The organism is Micromonospora musae (assembly GCF_003626635.1).
GTDB lineage: Bacteria > Actinomycetota > Actinomycetes > Mycobacteriales > Micromonosporaceae > Micromonospora > Micromonospora musae.
In genome coordinates, this window is the sequence record NZ_RAZT01000011.1 from 168,650 (window position 1) to 186,870 (window position 18,221).

The 18,221-nt window shown below is 73.6% G+C and carries 21 protein-coding genes; 11 read left to right on the top strand and 10 right to left on the bottom strand.

The window, feature by feature from the left end:
- Positions 1-199 precede the first annotated feature (199 nt).
- Both D7044_RS22355 and D7044_RS22360 read left to right on the top strand, forming a co-directional pair.
- Positions 200-1,246 carry a DUF4192 domain-containing protein gene (locus D7044_RS22355; RefSeq protein WP_120690104.1) on the top strand — a complete coding sequence of 349 codons (1,047 nt, stop codon included), beginning with the start codon at positions 200-202 and terminating at the stop codon, positions 1,244-1,246.
- 187 nt (positions 1,247-1,433) lie between these two features.
- Positions 1,434-2,129: a GAP family protein gene (locus tag D7044_RS22360; protein ID WP_120690105.1), complete on the top strand. Its 696-nt coding sequence runs from the start codon at positions 1,434-1,436 to the stop codon at positions 2,127-2,129.
- A gap of 87 nt (positions 2,130-2,216) precedes the next feature.
- Here the strand turns inward: D7044_RS22360 and fdhD are convergent, their stop codons facing one another.
- Positions 2,217-3,071: a formate dehydrogenase accessory sulfurtransferase FdhD gene (fdhD, locus tag D7044_RS22365; protein ID WP_120682996.1), complete on the bottom strand. Its 855-nt coding sequence runs from the start codon at positions 3,069-3,071 to the stop codon at positions 2,217-2,219.
- Between the two features lie 132 nt (positions 3,072-3,203).
- Between fdhD and mobA the strand changes: the two genes are divergently transcribed.
- The 3 genes from mobA to D7044_RS22380 all read left to right on the top strand — a co-directional run bounded on the left by mobA (position 3,204) and on the right by D7044_RS22380 (position 5,305).
- Positions 3,204-3,803: a molybdenum cofactor guanylyltransferase gene (mobA, locus tag D7044_RS22370; protein ID WP_120682994.1), complete on the top strand. Its 600-nt coding sequence runs from the start codon at positions 3,204-3,206 to the stop codon at positions 3,801-3,803.
- Positions 3,800-4,054, top strand: coding sequence for a DUF6457 domain-containing protein (locus D7044_RS22375; protein ID WP_120682992.1), 255 nt, complete (start codon positions 3,800-3,802; stop codon positions 4,052-4,054). Before mobA ends, D7044_RS22375 begins: the two co-directional genes overlap by 4 nt.
- Before the next feature lie 90 nt (positions 4,055-4,144).
- On the top strand, positions 4,145-5,305 hold the full coding sequence (locus D7044_RS22380; protein ID WP_120682990.1) for a T3SS (YopN, CesT) and YbjN peptide-binding chaperone 1: 1,161 nt from the start codon (positions 4,145-4,147) through the stop codon (positions 5,303-5,305).
- Positions 5,306-5,402: 97 nt separating this feature from the next.
- Here D7044_RS22380 and D7044_RS22385 read toward each other — a convergent pair whose 3' ends face one another.
- Both D7044_RS22385 and D7044_RS22390 read right to left on the bottom strand, forming a co-directional pair.
- Positions 5,403-7,271, bottom strand: coding sequence for a beta-propeller domain-containing protein (locus tag D7044_RS22385; RefSeq protein ID WP_120690106.1), 1,869 nt, complete (start codon positions 7,269-7,271; stop codon positions 5,403-5,405).
- Between the two features lie 110 nt (positions 7,272-7,381).
- Positions 7,382-7,840, bottom strand: coding sequence for an Lrp/AsnC family transcriptional regulator (locus tag D7044_RS22390; RefSeq protein WP_120682986.1), 459 nt, complete (start codon positions 7,838-7,840; stop codon positions 7,382-7,384).
- A gap of 59 nt (positions 7,841-7,899) precedes the next feature.
- Between D7044_RS22390 and ddaH the strand changes: the two genes are divergently transcribed.
- Positions 7,900-8,733, top strand: a complete 834-nt coding sequence (ddaH, locus tag D7044_RS22395; RefSeq protein WP_407663394.1) for a dimethylargininase — start codon at positions 7,900-7,902, stop codon at positions 8,731-8,733.
- A 121-nt stretch (positions 8,734-8,854) separates the two neighbouring features.
- Here ddaH and D7044_RS22400 read toward each other — a convergent pair whose 3' ends face one another.
- Together D7044_RS22400 and D7044_RS22405 are read right to left on the bottom strand one after the other, a co-directional pair.
- On the bottom strand, positions 8,855-10,048 hold the full coding sequence (locus tag D7044_RS22400; RefSeq protein WP_120690107.1) for an ABC transporter substrate-binding protein: 1,194 nt from the start codon (positions 10,046-10,048) through the stop codon (positions 8,855-8,857).
- A 46-nt stretch (positions 10,049-10,094) separates the two neighbouring features.
- The gene (locus D7044_RS22405) at positions 10,095-10,922 is read right to left on the bottom strand and encodes an alpha/beta hydrolase family protein (RefSeq protein ID WP_120690108.1); all 828 of its coding nucleotides are present in this window, start codon (positions 10,920-10,922) and stop codon (positions 10,095-10,097) included.
- A gap of 83 nt (positions 10,923-11,005) precedes the next feature.
- Here D7044_RS22405 and D7044_RS22410 point away from each other — a divergent pair, with 83 nt between their 5' ends.
- A complete protein-coding gene (locus D7044_RS22410; protein ID WP_120683182.1) occupies positions 11,006-11,599 on the top strand; it encodes a bacterial proteasome activator family protein in 594 nt (197 codons plus the stop codon).
- 76 nt (positions 11,600-11,675) lie between these two features.
- Here D7044_RS22410 and D7044_RS22415 read toward each other — a convergent pair whose 3' ends face one another.
- Both D7044_RS22415 and D7044_RS22420 read right to left on the bottom strand, forming a co-directional pair.
- A complete protein-coding gene (locus tag D7044_RS22415) occupies positions 11,676-12,488 on the bottom strand; it encodes an HAD family hydrolase (RefSeq protein WP_120682979.1) in 813 nt (270 codons plus the stop codon).
- The gene (locus D7044_RS22420) at positions 12,488-13,309 is read right to left on the bottom strand and encodes an HAD family hydrolase (RefSeq protein WP_120690109.1); all 822 of its coding nucleotides are present in this window, start codon (positions 13,307-13,309) and stop codon (positions 12,488-12,490) included. The genes D7044_RS22415 and D7044_RS22420 overlap by 1 nt, the downstream gene beginning before the upstream one ends.
- A gap of 197 nt (positions 13,310-13,506) precedes the next feature.
- Here D7044_RS22420 and D7044_RS22425 point away from each other — a divergent pair, with 197 nt between their 5' ends.
- Entirely contained in the window at positions 13,507-14,028 is a 522-nt protein-coding gene (locus tag D7044_RS22425) for a GNAT family N-acetyltransferase (RefSeq protein WP_233565086.1), read from the top strand.
- A 19-nt stretch (positions 14,029-14,047) separates the two neighbouring features.
- On the opposite strand, the gene D7044_RS22430 is transcribed toward D7044_RS22425, so the two are convergent.
- Entirely contained in the window at positions 14,048-14,749 is a 702-nt protein-coding gene (locus tag D7044_RS22430) for a hypothetical protein (protein WP_120682975.1), read from the bottom strand.
- Between the two features lie 128 nt (positions 14,750-14,877).
- Between D7044_RS22430 and D7044_RS22435 the strand changes: the two genes are divergently transcribed.
- From D7044_RS22435 to D7044_RS22445, 3 genes are all read left to right on the top strand, one after another.
- The gene (locus D7044_RS22435) at positions 14,878-15,309 is read left to right on the top strand and encodes an OsmC family protein (RefSeq protein ID WP_120682973.1); all 432 of its coding nucleotides are present in this window, start codon (positions 14,878-14,880) and stop codon (positions 15,307-15,309) included.
- Between the two features lie 129 nt (positions 15,310-15,438).
- Complete coding sequence (locus D7044_RS22440; protein ID WP_199716735.1) at positions 15,439-15,786, top strand: metallopeptidase family protein; 348 nt, start codon at positions 15,439-15,441, stop codon at positions 15,784-15,786.
- A 123-nt stretch (positions 15,787-15,909) separates the two neighbouring features.
- Positions 15,910-16,629 carry an AIM24 family protein gene (locus tag D7044_RS22445; protein WP_120682971.1) on the top strand — a complete coding sequence of 240 codons (720 nt, stop codon included), beginning with the start codon at positions 15,910-15,912 and terminating at the stop codon, positions 16,627-16,629.
- A gap of 55 nt (positions 16,630-16,684) precedes the next feature.
- Here D7044_RS22445 and pheA read toward each other — a convergent pair whose 3' ends face one another.
- A complete protein-coding gene (gene pheA / locus D7044_RS22450; RefSeq protein ID WP_120682969.1) occupies positions 16,685-17,641 on the bottom strand; it encodes a prephenate dehydratase in 957 nt (318 codons plus the stop codon).
- A gap of 10 nt (positions 17,642-17,651) precedes the next feature.
- A complete protein-coding gene (locus D7044_RS22455) occupies positions 17,652-18,158 on the bottom strand; it encodes a hypothetical protein (protein WP_199716728.1) in 507 nt (168 codons plus the stop codon).
- Positions 18,159-18,221 lie beyond the last annotated feature (63 nt).

Genomic DNA, 18,221 nt, shown 5'->3' on the forward strand with positions numbered 1-18,221 from the left:
GCCACCGGCCGGTCCGCTGCCGCTGCGCAGAGCCGCCCGCCCGGCTCCGCGCGCCCTCGTACCCGGGTGCGGCAGGCGCACCCGGATGAGTGGTCGTGATCGGGACTGAGCTGGGAAAACACGCTGCGTGACTGTGGACGACGGGCGTGTCGTCCACAGGGGGCTGCGGAGCGTACCCGCCCGGTCGCAGGCTGCCGACATGGCCTCGACCGAACTTCCCCGCCTCGCCGTACGCTCGCCCGCCGACCTGATCGCCGCCGTGCCGTACCTGCTCGGCTTCCACCCCGCCGAGAGCGTGGTCGTGGTGGCGATGCGCGGCCGACGGGTCGTCTTCGCCGCCCGGGCTGACCTGCCCGACCCGGCCGAGGATCCGGGCGCTCCGCTGCGGCACCTCGCCCACGTCGTCGGGCGGCAACGCGCCGACGCCGCCACCGTGGTCGGCTACGGGCCGGCCCACCGGGTCACTCCCGCCGTCGATGCGGCCCGCGACGCGCTCGCCGAGGCCGGGCTGGTCCTGCTCGACGCGCTGCGCGTGACCGACGGCCGGTGGTGGTCCTACCTCTGCGACGAGGCGGGCTGCTGCCCACCCGAGGGCCGGCGGTACGACCCGGGCGCCAGTGAGATCACCGCCTCGGCCGTCTACGCCGGCCAGGTGGCCCTCCCCGACCGCGACGCGTTGGTGGCGCAGGTGGCGCCGGTGGACGGGGCGGCGCGCGAGGCGATGCGGCGGGCCACCGCCGAGGCGGAGCAGCGGCTGGCGCGCCTGCTCGGGGAGGCCCCCGCCGACGACCCGCTCGGCGGGGGCCCGGTGCGGGCGGCCGGGGTGGCCGCCGTTCGGGAGGCGCTGCGCCGGCAGCGTCGGGGTGAGCGCCTCGGCGACGACGAGGTGGCCTGGCTCAGCCTGCTGCTGACCCGGGTGTCGGTACGCGACCACGCCTGGGAACGCACCGACGGGCGGGACCGGGACATCCGGCTCTGGACCGATGTGCTGCGCCGGGCCGAACCGGAGCTGATCGCCGCCCCGGCGAGTCTGCTGGCCTTCGCCGCCTGGCGCGCGGGCCAGGGGGCCTTGGCGGCGGTCGCCCTGGAACGGGCGCTGGCCGAGCACCCCGACTACTCGCTCGCGCTGCTCCTCGACGACCTGCTCCGTCGCGGCGTACCCCCCTCGGAGCTGGACGGCTGGCCGGTGGTCGGGCCGCCGGGGGTGGTCGCCAGCCGGCGGAGAAGGCGTCGCCCGGCCCGGTGAGGCGGAACGCGCCTCCGTCGCCGCCGGAGGAAGCCGTGGCCGAGGCGCAGATCCGCTCCGCCCGAGTCTCCGCGGAGCGCGACGCCGTCCCCCGAACGATGTACGCCGTCTTCGTTCCCCGGGCCGACTCGACAGGGGTGGGCCCGCCCGAGAATCGATACGTGATCAGACTCCCCTCGACACCCCGATGAGCGTCGGCCTGCTGCTGGCGCTCGCCGGGCTGGCGCTGATCGACAGCACCAGCATCGGCACGCTCTTCATTCCGGTCTGGTTGCTGCTCGCCCCGGGCCGGGTAAACGTCGCGCGCATCCTCACGTACCTCGGGACGATCGCCGGCTTCTACCTGCTGGTCGGGCTGCTGCTGGTCTGGGGTGGCACCCGGCTCGCCGAGGCGCTGGGCGGCGCGCTCGATCAGCGGCCGGTGCTCTGGGCGCAGCTCGCGCTCGGGGTCGGGCTGTTCGCGATCAGCTTCCGCTACGACGGCAAGCGGCGACGCCGCTCCGGCGGGGTGCTGCGCTGGCGGGACCGGGCCACCTCCGGCGACTCCTCCCCCCGGTGGCTGGTCGGGTTGGCGCTGCTCGCCGCGCTGGCCGAAGTGGCGACCATGCTGCCGTACCTGGGCGCGGTGAGCCTGCTGGCATCGGCCGACGTGGGCGGTCCCGCAGTGGTAGCCGTACTGGCCGGCTACTGCCTGATCATGGTGGTGCCCGCGGTGCTGCTGCTCGGCGTCCGGGTGGCGTTCCCGGCGCGGGTCGAGCCGCTGCTCAACCGGCTCAACACCTGGATCACCGAGAAGTCGGGCAGCATGCTCGGCTGGGTCCTCGGCATCGCCGGCTTCCTGCTGGCCCGCGACGCCCTCGCCCGGCTCGAGCTGTTCGGCTGACGGAAGGCCGCGGGCCCCGCGAGGCGACCGGGCGGCGAGGGTCCGGCGGCTGCCCGCCCGCCGCTCGGTCGGCCGGCGACACACGCCCTAGCTCACGACCACCCGTTCGGGGCGCGCGTAGACGTTCATCGTCCGGCCCCGGAGGAAGCCGACCAGCGTCATCCCGGCCTCCTCGGCGAGGTCGACGGCGAGGCTGCTCGGCGCGGAGACCGCCGCGAGCAACGGCAGACCCGCCATCCACGCCTTCTGCGTCAGCTCGAAGCTCGCCCGCCCGGAGACCATCAACAGGTGCCCGGCGAGCGGGAGCCGTCGCTCGCGTACCGCCCAGCCGATCACCTTGTCCACGGCGTTGTGCCGGCCCACGTCCTCGCGGAGCACCACCAGCTCCCCGTCCGACGTGAAGAGGCCGGCCGCGTGCAGACCGCCGGTGCGCTCGAAGCCGCGCTGCGCCGCGCGCAGCCGCTCCGGCAGCTCGGCGAGGAGCGCGGCCGGCACCGTCACCGGGTCGTCGTGGACGGGGAAGAGCGATCGGGTCCGGACCGCGTCGATGCTGGCCTTGCCGCAGACGCCGCACGAGCTGGTGGTGTAGAAGTTCCGGGCCGGGTCGGTCGCCGGCTCCGGCACGCCGGGCGCGAGCACCACGTCCACCACGTTGTACGTGTTGGGGGTCTCCGCCCCGGCGCAGAGCTGGGCGGTGTGCACGTCGTCGGCCGAGCGGATCAGACCCTCGGTCAGCAGGAAGCCGATCGCCAGGTCGAGGTCGTCGCCGGGGGTACGCATGGTCACCGCGAGCGGCCGGCGTCGGCCGGGGCCGGCGGGGCCCACCCGGATCTCGAGCGGTTCCTCCACCGAGAGGTTGTCCGGCCGCCGGACCGAGGTGCGGCCCTGCACCGCGTCGAGGTCGATCCGGATCACGCCACGTCGCTCTGTCGCCCGTCCCACCCCGACATCCTGCACCCGACGCCGGGGCGTCCGCACGGCTACCGTGACCGGATGGGCCCGTTCCGATCTCCCGCCGCCGTTCCGGGGCACGCGAGCTCGGACGGCCGTGCCGCTCAGGTCGGGACGGACCCGATGGAGACGTACGCGGCGGTGGTGCTCGCCGGGGGCGCGGCCCGACGGATGGGCGGTGTGGACAAGCCCGCCCGGCGGGTCCGCGGCCGGTCCATGCGGGATCGGGTGCTGGCCGCCGTCGCCGACGCCGCCCCGCGCGTCCTGGTCGGGCCGGCCGACCCGGCTCCGCCCGGCGTACGGGTCACCCGGGAGGAGCCGGCCGGGGCCGGGCCGGTGGCCGCCACGGCGGCCGGTCTCGCTCTGCTCGACCCCGACACCGCCCTCGTCGCCCTGCTCGCGGCGGACCTGCCGCTGCTCACCCGGGAGGCGGTCGCCGTCCTGCTGCACGAGCTGACCTCGACCGGTGCCGACGGTGCCTGTTACGTCGACGAGGAAGGGCGGCGGCAGACGCTCTGCGGGGTGTGGCGGGTTCCCGCGCTTCGGGGCGCACTGGCCGGGCTCGCGAGCGGTCGTGCGGGTGGGTTGGCCGGTGCCCCCGTACGCGCTCTGCTCGGCGGGCTGACCGTGCGTGAGGTGGCCTGGGTCGGTGCCGGCCCGCCGCCGTGGTTCGACTGCGACACTGACCAGGACGTACGCCGGGCGGAGGAGTGGGTGCGATGACGGTGATGGACGACTGGGTCACGGCGGCCTGCGCCGAGCTGGGCCTGGACCCGGCGCAGGTGCCGGTGCCGGCCGTGCTGAACCTGGCGAAGGACGTCGCCCATCAGGTGCTCCGGCCCGGTGCGCCGGTCTCCGCGTTCCTCCTCGGGCTGGCCGTGGGACGCGGCGCCGACCCGACGGAGACGGCCGAACGGCTCAGCGCCCTCGCCGCGTCCTGGCCTGTCGAACTGGGTACCGAGACGTCTGCCTGACCAGTCTCGGGCGGTATGTCCGATCGCTGTCGGCGCTGATTCGTCCTCCGGACCGCGTGGGTAGGGTGGCCGTGACGGACGGAGGCGATCATGACGGCAGACCACCCCTCGGCGCCGCCCGGTGAACCAGCCGGCGCCGCCTCGGCCCGGCGGACGGAGGTCACCACGGCCCAGGCGGCCGGTGCCACGACCCAGCCGGAGCATCCGGAGTCGATCCTGCTCGACGAGCCGAGCACCGCGGACCTGCGGGCCAAGGTGACCCAGGCGTGGCAGGAGTTCGCTCGGGCGCTCGCCGAGCGGCTGCCCACGCTCCCGTCGGGCACCCACGTCGAGCTGACTCTGGACCCGACCGCGTCCGGCACCGGTGACGCGGTCTACTCCATCGGGATCGACGTGGCCGAGGAGGGGCGGCTCTCCGCGCGGGCCGTCGGGAACGCCGGCCTGCCGGACGGCTACCGGCTGGACCGGGCGGCCGTGGCGGACATGGTCGCGCTCGGCTGGGCCCCGCCCGGCGTTCTCGACCGATCCGGGGAGTACTTCGGGCTGGACGCGAGCATGGCTCAGTCGGGCCGGATCTCGGCGCTGCTCGCCCGCACCCTGCGCGACGTCTACGGCGCGCCGCACCCGGCTTTCCTCGTCTACCTGATCCACGACGCGGAGGGGGAGCCGCTGCCCGACGTGCCGCTGGGCACCGCGCGCAGCGAGTTCGGTCCTGGCCGGGTCTCCGAGGAGGAGCTGGACGAGGCGTTGGTCGAGGCCGTCGCGGCCCAGAGCGAGCAGAACGACGTGCTGGCGTTGGAGGAGCGCGTCCGCACCGTCGTCTCCACCATGCTGAAGTCCGACTCCGAACGGTTGCAGGTGGACTCGGACGGCGACATCAACATCCGGGCCGGTTCGGCGATGGTCTTCGTCCGGGTCCGGGACAACCCGCCGCTGGTCGACGTCTTCTCCCCGGTGCTCACCCAGGTCGAGCCGACCGAGCGGCTCTACGTCAAGCTCTCCGAACTGACCAACCGGATGCCGATCGGCCGCCTCTACTGCGCCGACGACACGGTTTGGGCCTCCATCCCCGTCTTCGGCCGCAACTTCCAGCCCACCCATCTCATGCTGGCCGTGCAGGTGATGACCGGGCTCGCCGACGAGCTGGACGACCGGCTGCACGGCGAGTTCGGCGGGAAGCGGTTCTTCGGCGACGGTGACAAGGCGACCCGCGCCGGCGACGGCGAGCACCGCACCGGCATGTACCTCTGACCGGCGTCCCGGCCCCGTGCGGGCCGGACCCTCGGGTCGAGGCGGGTGGGGCCCGGAAGCCCCGGCTTGCCGGGCCCCACCCGCTGGGGAGGGAGAATCAGGTCGCCGGGAGCCAGGCGAGGCTCCGTCCGTTGGTGGGGTCGCTGGCCCGCAGGCCGGCGGCGGAGACGGTCCAGAGCGTGCCGTCGACCAGCACCGCCCGGTTGAGGGTTCCCTCGCCGACGCCCGGGTGGGTCACCTGCCCGAGCTCGCCGATGCCGGTGGCGGTCACCCGTAGCAGCCGTACGCCCCGGTCGACCGGCAGCGCGACCAGGCCGGTCTCCGAGTGGTACAGGAACGCGTGCGGGTCGAACTCCACGGCCGACCAGGCGCGGGGCACGTGGTACCGGTCGAGCCGTAGCGGTCGGGCCGGATCCCGGACGTCGAAGAGCGAGACCTGCAGCCCCTGCGTACGACCCCGCCGGTCGGCCTCCTGCCCGACGCCGAGCAGCCGACCGTCCGGCAGCGGATGCAGGTACGCGGAGTATCCGGTGATCTTCAGTTCGCCGGTGACCCGAGGCTTCGTCGGGTCGGTCAGGTCCAGCGCGTAGAGCGGGTCGGTCTGCCGGAACGTCACCACGTAGCCGATGCCGCCGAGGAAGCGCACCGAGTGGATCCGCTCGCCGGGGCCCAGGCCGCTGACGGCGCCGACCTGCTGCAGCGTGCCGCCCTGCCGGCGCAGCACGTACACGGCGGACTCGGAGGTCGAGCGGCCGCGGGCGCCGTCGACGGTGGTGGCGACCCGCAGATCGCCCTGCCACTCTGAGAGCGCGTACTGGTTGACGAGCCAGCCGGGGACGCTGCCGCTGGCCAGGTATCGGGGCGGGCCCGGGTTCGCGGTGTCGAACTGGTGGATCACCGTGCTCACCTCCGCCGGTCGCCCACCCCAGAAGTTGGGCCGGGGTCGGTGGACGGGGCGGCGCTCACCGGCGAGCCAGAGGCTGTTCGCGGTGCCGTAGAGCGTGGCGGCGTCGGCGGCGACGCTGACCGGGTCACCGTCGCCGATCCGCTCGGCGGCGAGGTCGAAGCTGAGCACCGTCACCAGCGAGGTGCCGGTGGCGTCGGCCGGTCGGCTCAGCCGCTCGCAGCCGACCCGCCCGTGGTGTCGCTCCTGGCCGGCGCTCCACTCGTACGCCGGCAGCCACGCGTCGATGGGGGCCGACGCGATCACCGAGCGGTTCGCGGCGATCCGCTCGGCGTCGCCGGCGCGCGGGTCGAGACGGAAGTCGAGTCGGGGGTCGGAGCGGACCGCGACCCGGGCCGTGGCGCCGCTCTGCCGCGCGTCGATCAGGGCGCCGTCGATCGAGTAGGTGCCGAGTACGGCGGGGGTCGTGGTGAGGTCCACGAGGGTCAGCCGGGTGCCCTCGCCCGTGGCCTGTTCATCGGCCGTGCGGAACCGCATCCCGCCGGGCCCGCTCAGCACCAGCGCCCGGTCGCGGTGCAGCAGCAGGCTGCGCTCCCGGTGCTGGTCCACCAGGGTGTCGTCGGCGAGGTCGAGCCGGCCGGTGGTCCGCCGGGTCGCCGGGTCGGTCACCCGGAGCACGCCCTGGCTGATCGTCACGATCCGCCGGCCGTCGGTCTTGACCAGGTCCGGCTCGTCCGCCCCGACCTCGTGGACGTTGGTGGTGGAGTGCTCGGGCGCGGGCGCCGCTGCCACGTCGAGCCGAGCCTCTCCGGTGCCTGCCTTCGCGACCCAGGCGACGTCCCGGTCGTTCAGGCCCCACGGCCCGACGGCGGCGCCGGCGGCGGCGCGCAGCCCGGCAAGGGCCTCGCCGCACGACTCGTACCCCACCAGCCGGGTTTCGGGGGGCGCGGGCGCGGCTGGTGCGTCGGGGGCGGTGGGCGCGGCGGCGGGCGGGCCGCTGCCGGCGAGCAGGGCGAGCGCGGCCAGGGCACCGGCGGCGGCGAGGTGGGTTCCCCGTGTCATGGCCGTTCGACGGGCCGTCGTTCGTGCCGGTTCCCACCCGCACCGGCGAATCATGTCGTCGTCGCCCGCCCCGCCGCCCGGTGACGAGGGCGGCGGCCGCGGAGCCCGGGTCAGCCGGTGGACGGCCCGACGCCGGGGGACTCGACCAGCCGGGACAGCACGATGGTGCTGCGGGTCGAGGTCACGAACGACTCGGCGCGCAGCCGCTCCAGGGCGGCCTCCAGGTGGGCGATGTCTGCGGCGCGCAGGTGCACCAGCGCGTCGGCCTCGCCCGAGACGGTGTACGCGCCCACCACCTCGGGGTGCCGGCGGGCCGCCGCGCCGATCTGCGCCGGGGTGGTCCGTCCGGCGCAGAAGAGCTCCACGAACGCCTCGGTGGTCCAGCCCACGGCGGCCGGGTCGACGACGGCCGTGAATCCCCGGATCACCCCGGTGGCCCGGAGCCGATCGACCCGTCGCTTCACGGCGGGGGCGGAGAGTGACACCCGGGTTCCGATGTCGGCGTACGAGGCTCGGGCGTCGGCGACGAGCAACGCAATGATCCGCTGGTCTACGGCGTCTATCTGCAACGTTCCGCCCCTGGGAAGCAATATTTGTGGCTGTTACCAAACTTCTACGATACCTACTCTTGGTGACCGTGAACCACCAGCGAGTGCCGCGAAAGCGGACATACCTCATGTGCTCTCCGGAGCACTTCGCGGTCGAGTACGCCATCAACCCGTGGATGGACGTGACCGCCCCGGTCGACCCCGAGCTGGCCGTGAAGCAGTGGGACCGGCTGCGGGAGACCCTGGTGCAGCTCGGCCACGAGGTGCACCTGCTGACGCCCGAGCGGGGCCTGCCGGACATGGTCTACGCGGCCAACGGCGCCTTCGTGGTGGACGGCGTCGTCTACGGCGCGCAGTTCAAGCACGAGCAGCGGGCCGCCGAGGCCGCGGCCCACCGGGCCTTCTACGAGTCGCAGGGCTGGCGGTTCATCGCACCGAGCGAGACCAATGAGGGCGAGGGCGACTTCGCGTACGTCCCGGACGCGCACGGCGGGCTCGTCCTCGCCGGGCACGGGTTCCGCACCGAACTTCCGGCGCACGCCGAGGCGCAGGAGGCGCTCGGCCGCCCCGTGATCTCACTGCGCCTGGTCGATCCGCGCTTCTACCACCTGGACGTGGCGCTCGCCGCCATCGACGACGGCAACGTCGTCTACTTCCCGGGCGCCTTCTCGGCGGCCAGCCAGAAGGTGCTGGCCCAGCTCTTTCCCGACGCGGTGATCGCCGACGACGCCGATGTGATGGCCTTCGGGCTCAACCTGGTCAGTGACGGCCTGAACGTGGTGCTGAACAGCGAGGCCACCGGGCTCGCCGAGAAGCTGAAGGCCGCCGGCTACCACCCGGTGCCGGTAGAGCTGGCCGAGCTGAAGAAGGGCGGCGGCAGCGTGAAGTGCTGCATCGCCGAGCTGCGGCACTGAACGGCGCCGGTGCCCCCGCCCACGGGTGCGCCGATCGCCTCGGGCCGCGTGCCCGCGCACGAGCGAGGGGCCGGTCTCCGCACGGAGACCGGCCCCTCGGCGTACGAGTCGGCGCGGCGGCTCAGCCGAGCGTGGCCAGCTCGCTGATCAGGACGTTCGACAGCACCTGACCGTCGCGCTGCACCTGACGCAGGTACCACTTCTGCTGCGGCGTACGCGGCTGGTTGAACTGCCAGATCCCGCGCGGACTGTCGATCTGCCCGAGCTTGCCGAGCGCCAGGTTGACTTCCTGCGAGCTCGGGTTGGCACCGGCCAGCTGGATGGCCTGGTGCAGCACCTGGGCGGCGTCGTACGAGGCCATGGCGTAGGTGGTCGGCGAGACGTGGAGCTTCTTGCGGTACTCGGAGGCGAAGACCCGGTTGGCCGTGTTGCTGAGGTCGGCCGAGTAGTTCAGCGCGGTCTGGATGTTCAGCGCGTCGTTCTTCATGTTCTCCAGGGCGGTTCCCTCGGTGAGGAAGCCCGGGGCGTAGACGGGGCCCTTGTAGCCCGCCTGGCGCAGCTGCTTGATGAACTCGACCCCGGCCTCACCGGTGAAGAAGCAGAGGATCGCGTCGGGGTTCTCGTCGAGCGCCTTGCCGATGTCCTGGGTGTACGCGGTCTTGCTGGGGTTGGCGGCGGCGGTGGTCCAGATGGCCCGGCCGGCGATGCGCGGGTCGGTGGAGCCGAACTCCTCCCGGAAACCGCGCTCGACGTCCTCCCCGCTGACGCTGTCCGGCATGATGATCGCCAGCCGGGAGCCGGGCCGCAGTCGGCTCTTCAGGTAGCCGCCGAGCGCCCGTCCCGCCTCGTCCAGCACGTACGAGGTCCGCCAGATGTAGACCACGCTCTGCAGCGTGCTCGGCGAGGCGTTCGAGCCGATGAGCGGCACCCGGGCCTTCTCGACGGTGTCCCGGATGCCCAGCATCACGGCGGAGTTGACCACGCCGGTCAGCGCGAGCACGCCCTGGTGCAGCAGCTCGTCGACGGCGGCCTTGCCGGACCTGGCGTCGTCCCCCTCGTCGGCGGTGATCAGCGTGACGGGGTGCCCGCCGAGCCGCTGCTCGTTCAGGTCGAGGAAGAGCTGGAAACCGTTGACGATCTCGTCGCCGATCGCCTTGAGGCCGCCGGCCTTGGGGGCGATGAGACCGATCTTGATCGGCTCCCCGGTGCTACCCGATTCGCCTCCGTCGGGGTCGTTGCCGCACGCCGCGACTAGCCCGGTGGTGCCGAGCGCGGCCAGGAGTTGGAGCGCCCGTCGGCGGTTCATCTGCGGCACCGAATCCTTCCAGCAGGGTTGGAGGGCGCGTCGCCCCTCCGGCGTTCTACCTGGTCGGCGACGCTGCGTCAATCGGCCGCTGATCTTCTTCGAGTGATCGCAGTGCGGCGGCCACCGTTGGCCAGGCTGCAGACTCGGGGTCGATAAGCCCGAAATGCTCGCACTCACTCAGCTCAAAGTAGGCGATTCCGGAGCCCGCCAGCCGGGCGGCCGCCACGAAGTCGCGACTCATGCGCACCGGCACTTGTTGATCCATCTCACCATGGACAACTACTGTGCGTGACCTGACAGGCACCAATGATCGTGGATCGGTCGTCGCGTACCGGTCGGGCACCTCGTCGGGCCCGCCACCGAGCAGCTCGGCCACCGCGCCGCCGTCGAGGTCCAGCCGGTGCGCCTCGACGAGGTCCGCCACCGGGGCCAGCGCCAGCACCCCACCCACCGTCTCCGGTGCCGTGGCGGCGACGTAGAGGGCCAGGTGCCCCCCGGCCGAGTGGCCGACGATCACCGGCGGGGCGGTGCTCACCCGGCCCGGCATCGCCGCGGCGGCCAGCCGGCGCAGCTCCGCCACGCCGACCAGCACGTCGGTGAGGGTGTTCGGCCAGCCGCCGCCCGGCTGACCCGTGCGCCGGTACTCGAGCTGCGCCACCGGACGGCCCGACGCGGCCAGGGCGGCGGCCAGTGGCCCGGTGTGCCGCCGGTCGTACTCGGCCCGCCAGAAGCCGCCGTGCACCACCACGACCAACCGTCGCGCGGGCCCGCCGCCCGCCGGCTCCCGGAGGTCCGCGATCTGGTCCGGGTGCTCCCCGTACGCCACGGTGTGGTCGGGATCCGGAGCGGGTCGGGTCAGGACGGCGCGCGGGTCGGCGGGCATGGCGCGACGGTAGCGCGCCCTGCGGGTGATCCGCGTCCGAGGAGTCGGTCCCGGCGAGCGTGGACCTTGTGCGCTGGGCCAAGATGGACCCCATGACCGAAGCGAGCGCCGCTGGACAGAACGACGAGCCGGGCCACGAGGACGCCCCCCACCCCGGCACCGTGGTGGTGGTCGGCCCCGACGGCCGGCCGGTCGGCACCGTGCAGACCGACGAGGGGCAGGGGGAGGATCCGACCCGCCTGGTCGAGCAGCCCGCCAAGGTGATGCGGATCGGCAGCATGATCAAGCAGCTGCTGGAGGAGGTCAAGGCCGCCCCGCTCGACGACGCCAGCCGGCACCGGCTGCGCGAGGTCCACGAACGTTCGATCGTCGAGCTCAAGGAGGGGCTCGCCCCTGAGCTGCGCGAGGAGCTGGAGCGGCTCTCGCTCCCCTTCACCGAGGAGGGCGCGCCGAGCGAGAGCGAACTCCGTGTCGCGCACGCGCAGCTGGTCGGCTGGCTGGAGGGTCTCTTCCACGGCATCCAGGCGGCGCTGGTCGCGCAGCAGATGGCGGCCCGGGTGCAGCTGGAGCAGATGCGGTCCGGCCGCGCGCTGCCGAGCGGTCCCGGTGCGGTGGCGCCGGGCATGCCGGGCATGGGGCAGGGCGGCGAGGGACACAGCACCGGCCAGTACCTCTGAGCCGACGGGCCGCGCCCGGCGCGCGCCGGCGGGACGGAACGGGTCGGGCCGTGACGCGAAGTCACGGCCCGACCCGTCAGCCCAGGTCGAAGACCTTCTCCAGGTACGCCGCGACGCCGTCCTCGGTGTTCGGGGCGGTCACCTCGTGCGCGATCCGCAGCACGGCGGGGTGCCCGTTGGCGACCGCGACCGCCCGACCGGCCCAGGTGAGCATCGGTACGTCGTTCGGCATGTCGCCGAAGGCCACCACGTCCCGGGCGTCGATGCCGAGCCGGGCGCAGTACCAGGCCAGGCCCGCCGCCTTGGTCACGCCGGCAGCGGAGATCTCCACCAGCCCCGAGTACGACGAGTGGGTGGCCTCGGCCAGCCCCTGCAGGGCCGCGGCCACCAGCTCGACGAACGCGTCCGGGTCCTGCTCGCCGGCTCTGGCGAGCAGCTTCACCGCCGGTGCCGCCAGCAGCTCCTCCGGAGACTCCACGGCGCGGATCGCGTCGTGGTCGGCGTCCCAGCGCAACGGGTAGTGCGTCTCGTGCCGCATCTGCCGGCTGTCGGTGACCTCCACGGCGAAGGTCACCCCGGGCACCTCGGCCCGCAGCCGCCGGGCCACCTCGGCCAGCAGCTCCGGTGCCAGGGGGTCGGCCCGCAGCACCTCGTCGCCGGCCGGGTCGTACACCACCGCGCCGTTCGCGCAGATCGCCGGCAGCGGCTCCGCCAGCTGTTCGTACACCAGCTTGAGCCAGCGGACCGGCCGGCCGGTGACCAGCACCACGGGCGTGCCCGACGCGGCGATCCGGGCCAGTACGGAACGGGTACGCGGGCTCACCGTCCGGTCCTCCCGGAGCAGGGTGCCGTCGATGTCGGTGGCGACGAGCCGAGGGGTCTCTTCCATCACCGGGACAGTAGTCGGTCCAGGTAGACCGCGACCCCGTCGTCGTCGTTGCGCAGGGTGACCTCGTCGGCGGCGGAGCGGACCGCCGGGTGGGCGTTGGAGACGGCCACCCGGGACCAGCCGGCCCACTCGAACATCGGCAGGTCGTTCGGCTGGTCGCCGAAGACCAGTACGTCGCCCGGGTCGACGCCGAGGGTCTGCGCCACCACGGCGAGCCCGGTCGCCTTGTCCACCCCGGGCGGGCAGATCTCCACGAAACCGAGCCCGGCCTGAGTGAGCGTGGCCACCTCCGCGGGGACGATCCGGCGGGCGACGTCGAGCAGCTCGTCCACGTGGTGGTCGGCGGTCCGGGCGAACGCCTTGATCACGTCGGTGGCGAGGCACTCCGCGCGGGTACGCGCCTCGAACCGGTCCTGATACGGCCAGCTCGGGTGGTAGTCGCCCCAGAGCGGGGCCTCGTGCTCGTCGGACGCCTCGACCATCACGGTCAGCGGGCCGACCTCGGCCTCCAGGTCGGCCAGGAGCCGGGCGAGCACCTCGGCGGGGAGCCGCTCGTCACGCAGCACCACCGGGCCGGCCGGGTCGCTCTGGTCGACCACGCGACCGCCGCCGGCCATCACCAGGAAATCGGCGGCGCGGATGTCGTTGCGGGTCAGTTCGGTCAGCCGCGGACCGCGGCCGGTGGCCCCGACCACCGGGATCCCGGCGGCGCGCACCCGGTCGAGCACCCCGTGGGTGTACGCGGAGACGGTGTCGTCGCTGCGGACGAGTGTGCCGTCGAGATCGGTCGCGATCAGCTTGGGCAGTCCCGGGCGGGTCATCGTTCCTCCTTCGCCCGCCGCCGCCGCAACCAGCCGTTTCAGTGGTCGATCGTCGACCCGGAGTGACGGCGGGCAGCAACCGTACCTCGCGGAACGGGGCGCAACCATGGCTTCCAGGCGAATCGGATGCCAATCCCCGGCACACCCCCGGTGGCGCCCGCTCCCCGCCGGAACCCGTACCGCCGTACGGTTGGCCGGTGGTGGCACCCGACTGGCCGGCGGCCGAACCGATCGAGACGGACCGGCTCGTGCTGGAACCGCTGCGGGTCGAGCACGCCGAGGAGATGGCCCCCCTCCTGCACGACGAGCGGCTGCACGAGTTCATCGGCGGTGAACCGGTCGACCTGGCGCGGCTGCGCACCCGGTACGCGCGGCAGGTGGTCGGGCACTCGCCGGACGGGGTGCTGGGCTGGCTGAACTGGATCGTCCGGCATCGCCGCAGCGGTCGTGCCGTGGGCACCGTGCAGGCGACCGTTCGGCTGGACGGCGACGACCGGATCGCCGAGCTGGCCTGGGTCGTCGCCGTGCCCGAGCAGGGCCGCGGGTACGCCGTCGAGGCCGCCCTGGGCATGGCGGGCTGGCTCGACCGGCAGGCGGTGCGGAGGCTGATCGCCCACGTCCACCCCGACCATCGCGCCTCGGCGCGGGTCGCCGAGCGGCTCGGCATGCACGCCACCGGTGTGCTGGTCGACGGCGAGCTGCGCTGGGCCACGCCCTGACGGCCGCTCCGACCCGGCCTCAGCTCGGCGATTCCGGGCGGGCGAACGGAACTGTCGGCTGCACTGTCAGATCGGTCGGCGGCGGAGCCTCGTCCGGTTCGTCCCGATCGGGCCGGCGGCGTCGCCCGAACACCGGCGGGGGTGCGGCGTCGTCGTCCAGCGCTGCGGCGTTCGGGGAGAGGTGCAGCGCCACGCCGAGCAGTACGCAGGCGACGAAGGCCATGCTGAGGCCCCGGCCGTACTCGATCCGTAGGCCCGCGTCCGGGCTGTAGAAGAGACGCCGGGTCGACTCGTCCAGCTCGAACGCGGCGGCGGCCACCAGGACCAGCAGCGCCCCGGCGAGGGCGAGTCCCAGCACTCGGGCGTTCGGCCGGACGGCCGGGGTGCCGCGCAGCGCCAGCGCCACCGTGCCGACCAGCACGAGCAGGCCGACCAGGTAGCCGACCCCGAAACCGTTGACGTCGGCCACTCCGGCGGGAACCTCGAGTGGACCGTCGCGCCCGCCCTCCGGCAGGGTCATGACGACCCACTCGCCGACCAGCGAGCCGACGGCGGCCACCGCACCCAGCCCGGCGACCAGCGGCGGAAGTCGGCGATCCCGCCCCAAGCCGGCGAGCGAGCGTCGGGGCCGCTCCGGCGCCTCGGGCTCGGCCGTGCCCCACTCGATGACGGCCATGCCGTCCCGGTCGTCCTGTCGTTGGATGGGAAGCTCTCGGGACATCCGCCATCCTTCCCGCGGTCGCGCGACTGGTCGAATAATGGCACAGGGGACGACCGGTGACGGGGATCGCACGCTGGCCGTCGGCGGAGCCCGTCGCAGGCGGATCGGCTTTCCGATAGCGTCGGACCATGCCTATCCGTACCGCTTCCGCACGTTGGCAGGGCAACCTCACCGAGGGGTCCGGCACGATCCGCACCGGCAAGGGCGGCTTCCAGGGGAACTACTCGTTCAAGTCGCGCTTCGAGGAGGGGGAGGGCACCAACCCCGAGGAGCTGATCGGCGCCGCGCACGCCGGCTGCTTCTCGATGGCCTTCTCCAAGGCGCTCGCCGACGCCGGCTCGACGGCCACCTCGGTCGAGACCACCGCCAAGGTGCACCTGGACAAGACCGACGCCGGCATGACCGTGACCCGGATCGAGCTGGAGACCGTCGGCGAGGTGCCCGGCATCGACGAGGCGGAGTTCCAGAAGCTCGCCGAGGCCGCCAAGGCGAACTGCCCGATCTCCCGCCTGCTCTCCCCGGGCGCCGAGATCACCCTCACCGCCCGCCTCTCCTCCTGACAGCTCGTTGAGCGCGCGTTCACGGAGAGAGCCCTCGGCCGGCCCACGGGCGGCCACCCTCTCCGTGAACGTGCGTCGATCTCGACCGACCGGGCGCGACACGGCGTCGGGCAGAATGGCGGGGTGCCGGTGGAGATGAGCCGCGAGCGCTTCGAGGAGCTGGTCGGCGACGCGCTCGACGAGGTGCCCGAGGAGCTGCTCGGCCTCATGAGCAATGTCGTGATCCTGGTCGAGGACCACCCGCCGCCGGGCGAGGACGACCTGCTCGGCCTCTACGAGGGGCACGCGCTCACCGATCGGGGCTGGGACTACGCCGGGGTCCTGCCCGACCGCATCTTCATCTACCGCCACCCGATCCTGCGGATCTGCGAGGACGAGGAGGACGTCGTCGACGAGGTCGCGGTCACCGTGGTCCACGAGATCGCCCACCACTTCGGCATCGACGACGAGCGACTGCACGCGCTGGGCTGGGCCTGACCCGGCCGTTCGGCTCCGCGACAGGCGATCGAGCCGCCGATCACAGGCCGACCGGTCCGCCGGCCCGTCGTTGCGACGGTCCCCTACCGTCGTGGCAGGCGTTGCGATCTCAGGAGGCACTACATGCGCAGCTCGCTCTTCTCCGCCGAGAACCTGGAGCAGGAGTCCGCGCAGCCCGGCATGCGGCTGCAGAACTCCAAGTTGTTGAAGATCGAGCTCAACGGGGAGGCGATGGCCCGGGTCGGGTCGATGGTCGCCTACCAGGGGAACGTGCAGTTCCAGGCGCTCGGCTCCGGCGGGCTCGGCAAGTTCCTCAAGCAGAAGCTCACCGGCGAGGGCGTGCCGCTCATGAAGGTCACCGGCCAGGGTGACGTCTTCCTGGCCGAGCTGGCCAAGGACGTGCACATCATCGACCTGGAGCCCGGCGATGCGCTCTCCATCAACGGATCGAGCGTGCTGGCCTTCGACTCCACCCTCCAGTACGACATCCGCATGGTCGGCGGCACCGGGATGGCCGCCTCCGGCCTCTTCAACTGCGTCTTCAGCGGCCACGGCCGGATCGCGATCACGACCCGGGGCACCCCGGTGGTCCTCAACGTCGACCAGCCCACCTACGTCGACCCGCAGGCCGCGGTCTGCTGGTCGGCCAGCCTCCAGACCGGCTACCACCGGGCCGAGCAGCTCGGCCTCGGCACGCTGCTCGGCCGGCGTACGGGTGAGGCGTTCACGATGAGCTTCGCCGGCCAGGGCTTCGTCGTGGTGCAGCCCTCGGAGGAGCCGCCCGTGATGGGCAGCGGCGCGCAGGAGCAGCAGGGCGGTCTGCTCGGCGGTCTGCTGAGCTGACGGCACCCGGGGCGCGCCGGTCGAGCTCAGCTCACCGGCGCGCCACCGTGTCGGCTCAGCTCAGCTCGCCGGTGCGCAACCGGGCCAGCCAGGCGCTCGCGTCGGTGTAGTCGGCGTCGGAGAGACCGGGCGGCGGCGGCACCGGGCGCTCACCGCCCGTCTCCAGCCAGCGGTGTCGGGGGTACGAGCCGAGGAAGTGCACGGCGGCGCAGACCCGGCGCAGGCCCTGCAACGCCTCGCCCAGCCGAACGTCCGCCACGTGCCCTGTGCAGTCGAGGAAGAAGACGTAGCGGCCGAGCGCCTCCCCGGTCGGCCGGGACTCGATGCGGGTCAGGTTGACCCCGCGTACGGCCAGCTCCATCAGCACCGACAGCAGCGCGCCCACCCGGTCGTGTGCGATGTAGACCGCCAGCGACGTGACGTCGTCCCCGGTCGGCGGCGGGGGTGGGCCGGGGCGGGACACGAGCGCGAAGCGGGTCACCGCGTCAGGGTGGTCGGCGATCTTGTCGGCCAGTACGGCCAGCCGGTGGCGGGTGGCGCCGATCGGGGCGCAGATCGCGGCGTCGTACTCGCCGGTGGCGGCGCCCGCGGCCGCGGCTCCGTTGGAGAGCACGTCGACCACCACCGCGTCGGGCAGGTTGGCGCGCAGCCAGTTCCGGCACTGGGTGGAGGCCTGTGGGTGGGCGGCGACCGTGCCGATCGCGTCCGGTTCGGTGCCGGGACGCGCGCCGAGCACGAACTCCACGGGCAGGATCACCTCGCGGGTGATCACCAAGGGCTCCCCCTCGGCCAGTTCGTCGAGGGTCACCCCGACCGCCCCACCGATCGAGTTCTCCAACGGCACCAGCGCCGAGTCGGCCTCCCCGGCCCGTACGTTCTCCAGCGCCTCTCCCACGCTGCGGGCGGGCGTACGGCTGCCGCGTTCGGCGGCCGGGATGGTACGCAGCGCCTGCTCGGCGAAGGTGCCCTCGGGGCCGAGGTAGACGAAACGGGTCGGCGGAGTTCCTGGCATGCCGACCAGCCTACGCACCCGGTATGCCCACCGTGCCGTTGTCGCAGGCCAAGGTCCGGATGCCGGGCGGGGCGACCACCCGCACCTCGGCGTTGCACACGTCCGTGCCGGCGGTCACCAGCTGCGGTGCGGCCGGCCGGCCCCGGGTGACGACCTGGAGCTCCTCGTGCCCGGTCACTTCGAGCACCGTGTACTGCCAGTCGGCGGCGCAGAGCGGCTCGGTGCCGACCTTGACCCGGACGCCGTCGGGGAGCACTGCGGCGCCGCCCCGCAGCACGTTGATGACCCGCTCGCCGGTCGGCCCGCCGCGGCACGGCGTCGCCACCAGCCCGGCATCGGCCGACGGGGACGACAGGCCCGGCGTGGTCGACGGCAGGCCGGTGGCCGGCGGTGCCGGTGCGGTGGGGACCGACGTCGGCGCCGACGGTGCGCCCGGCGAGCTGGGCGACTCCGACTGGTGCAGCTCGGGCGGCACGCCGCAGCCGGCCACCGCCAGGGCGGTCAGCACGGCCACCACGGCGCGGGCTCGCCGGCCCGGTGCCGTCGCGGGAGCGCTGAGATGCGCGGCCACGCCGAGCCG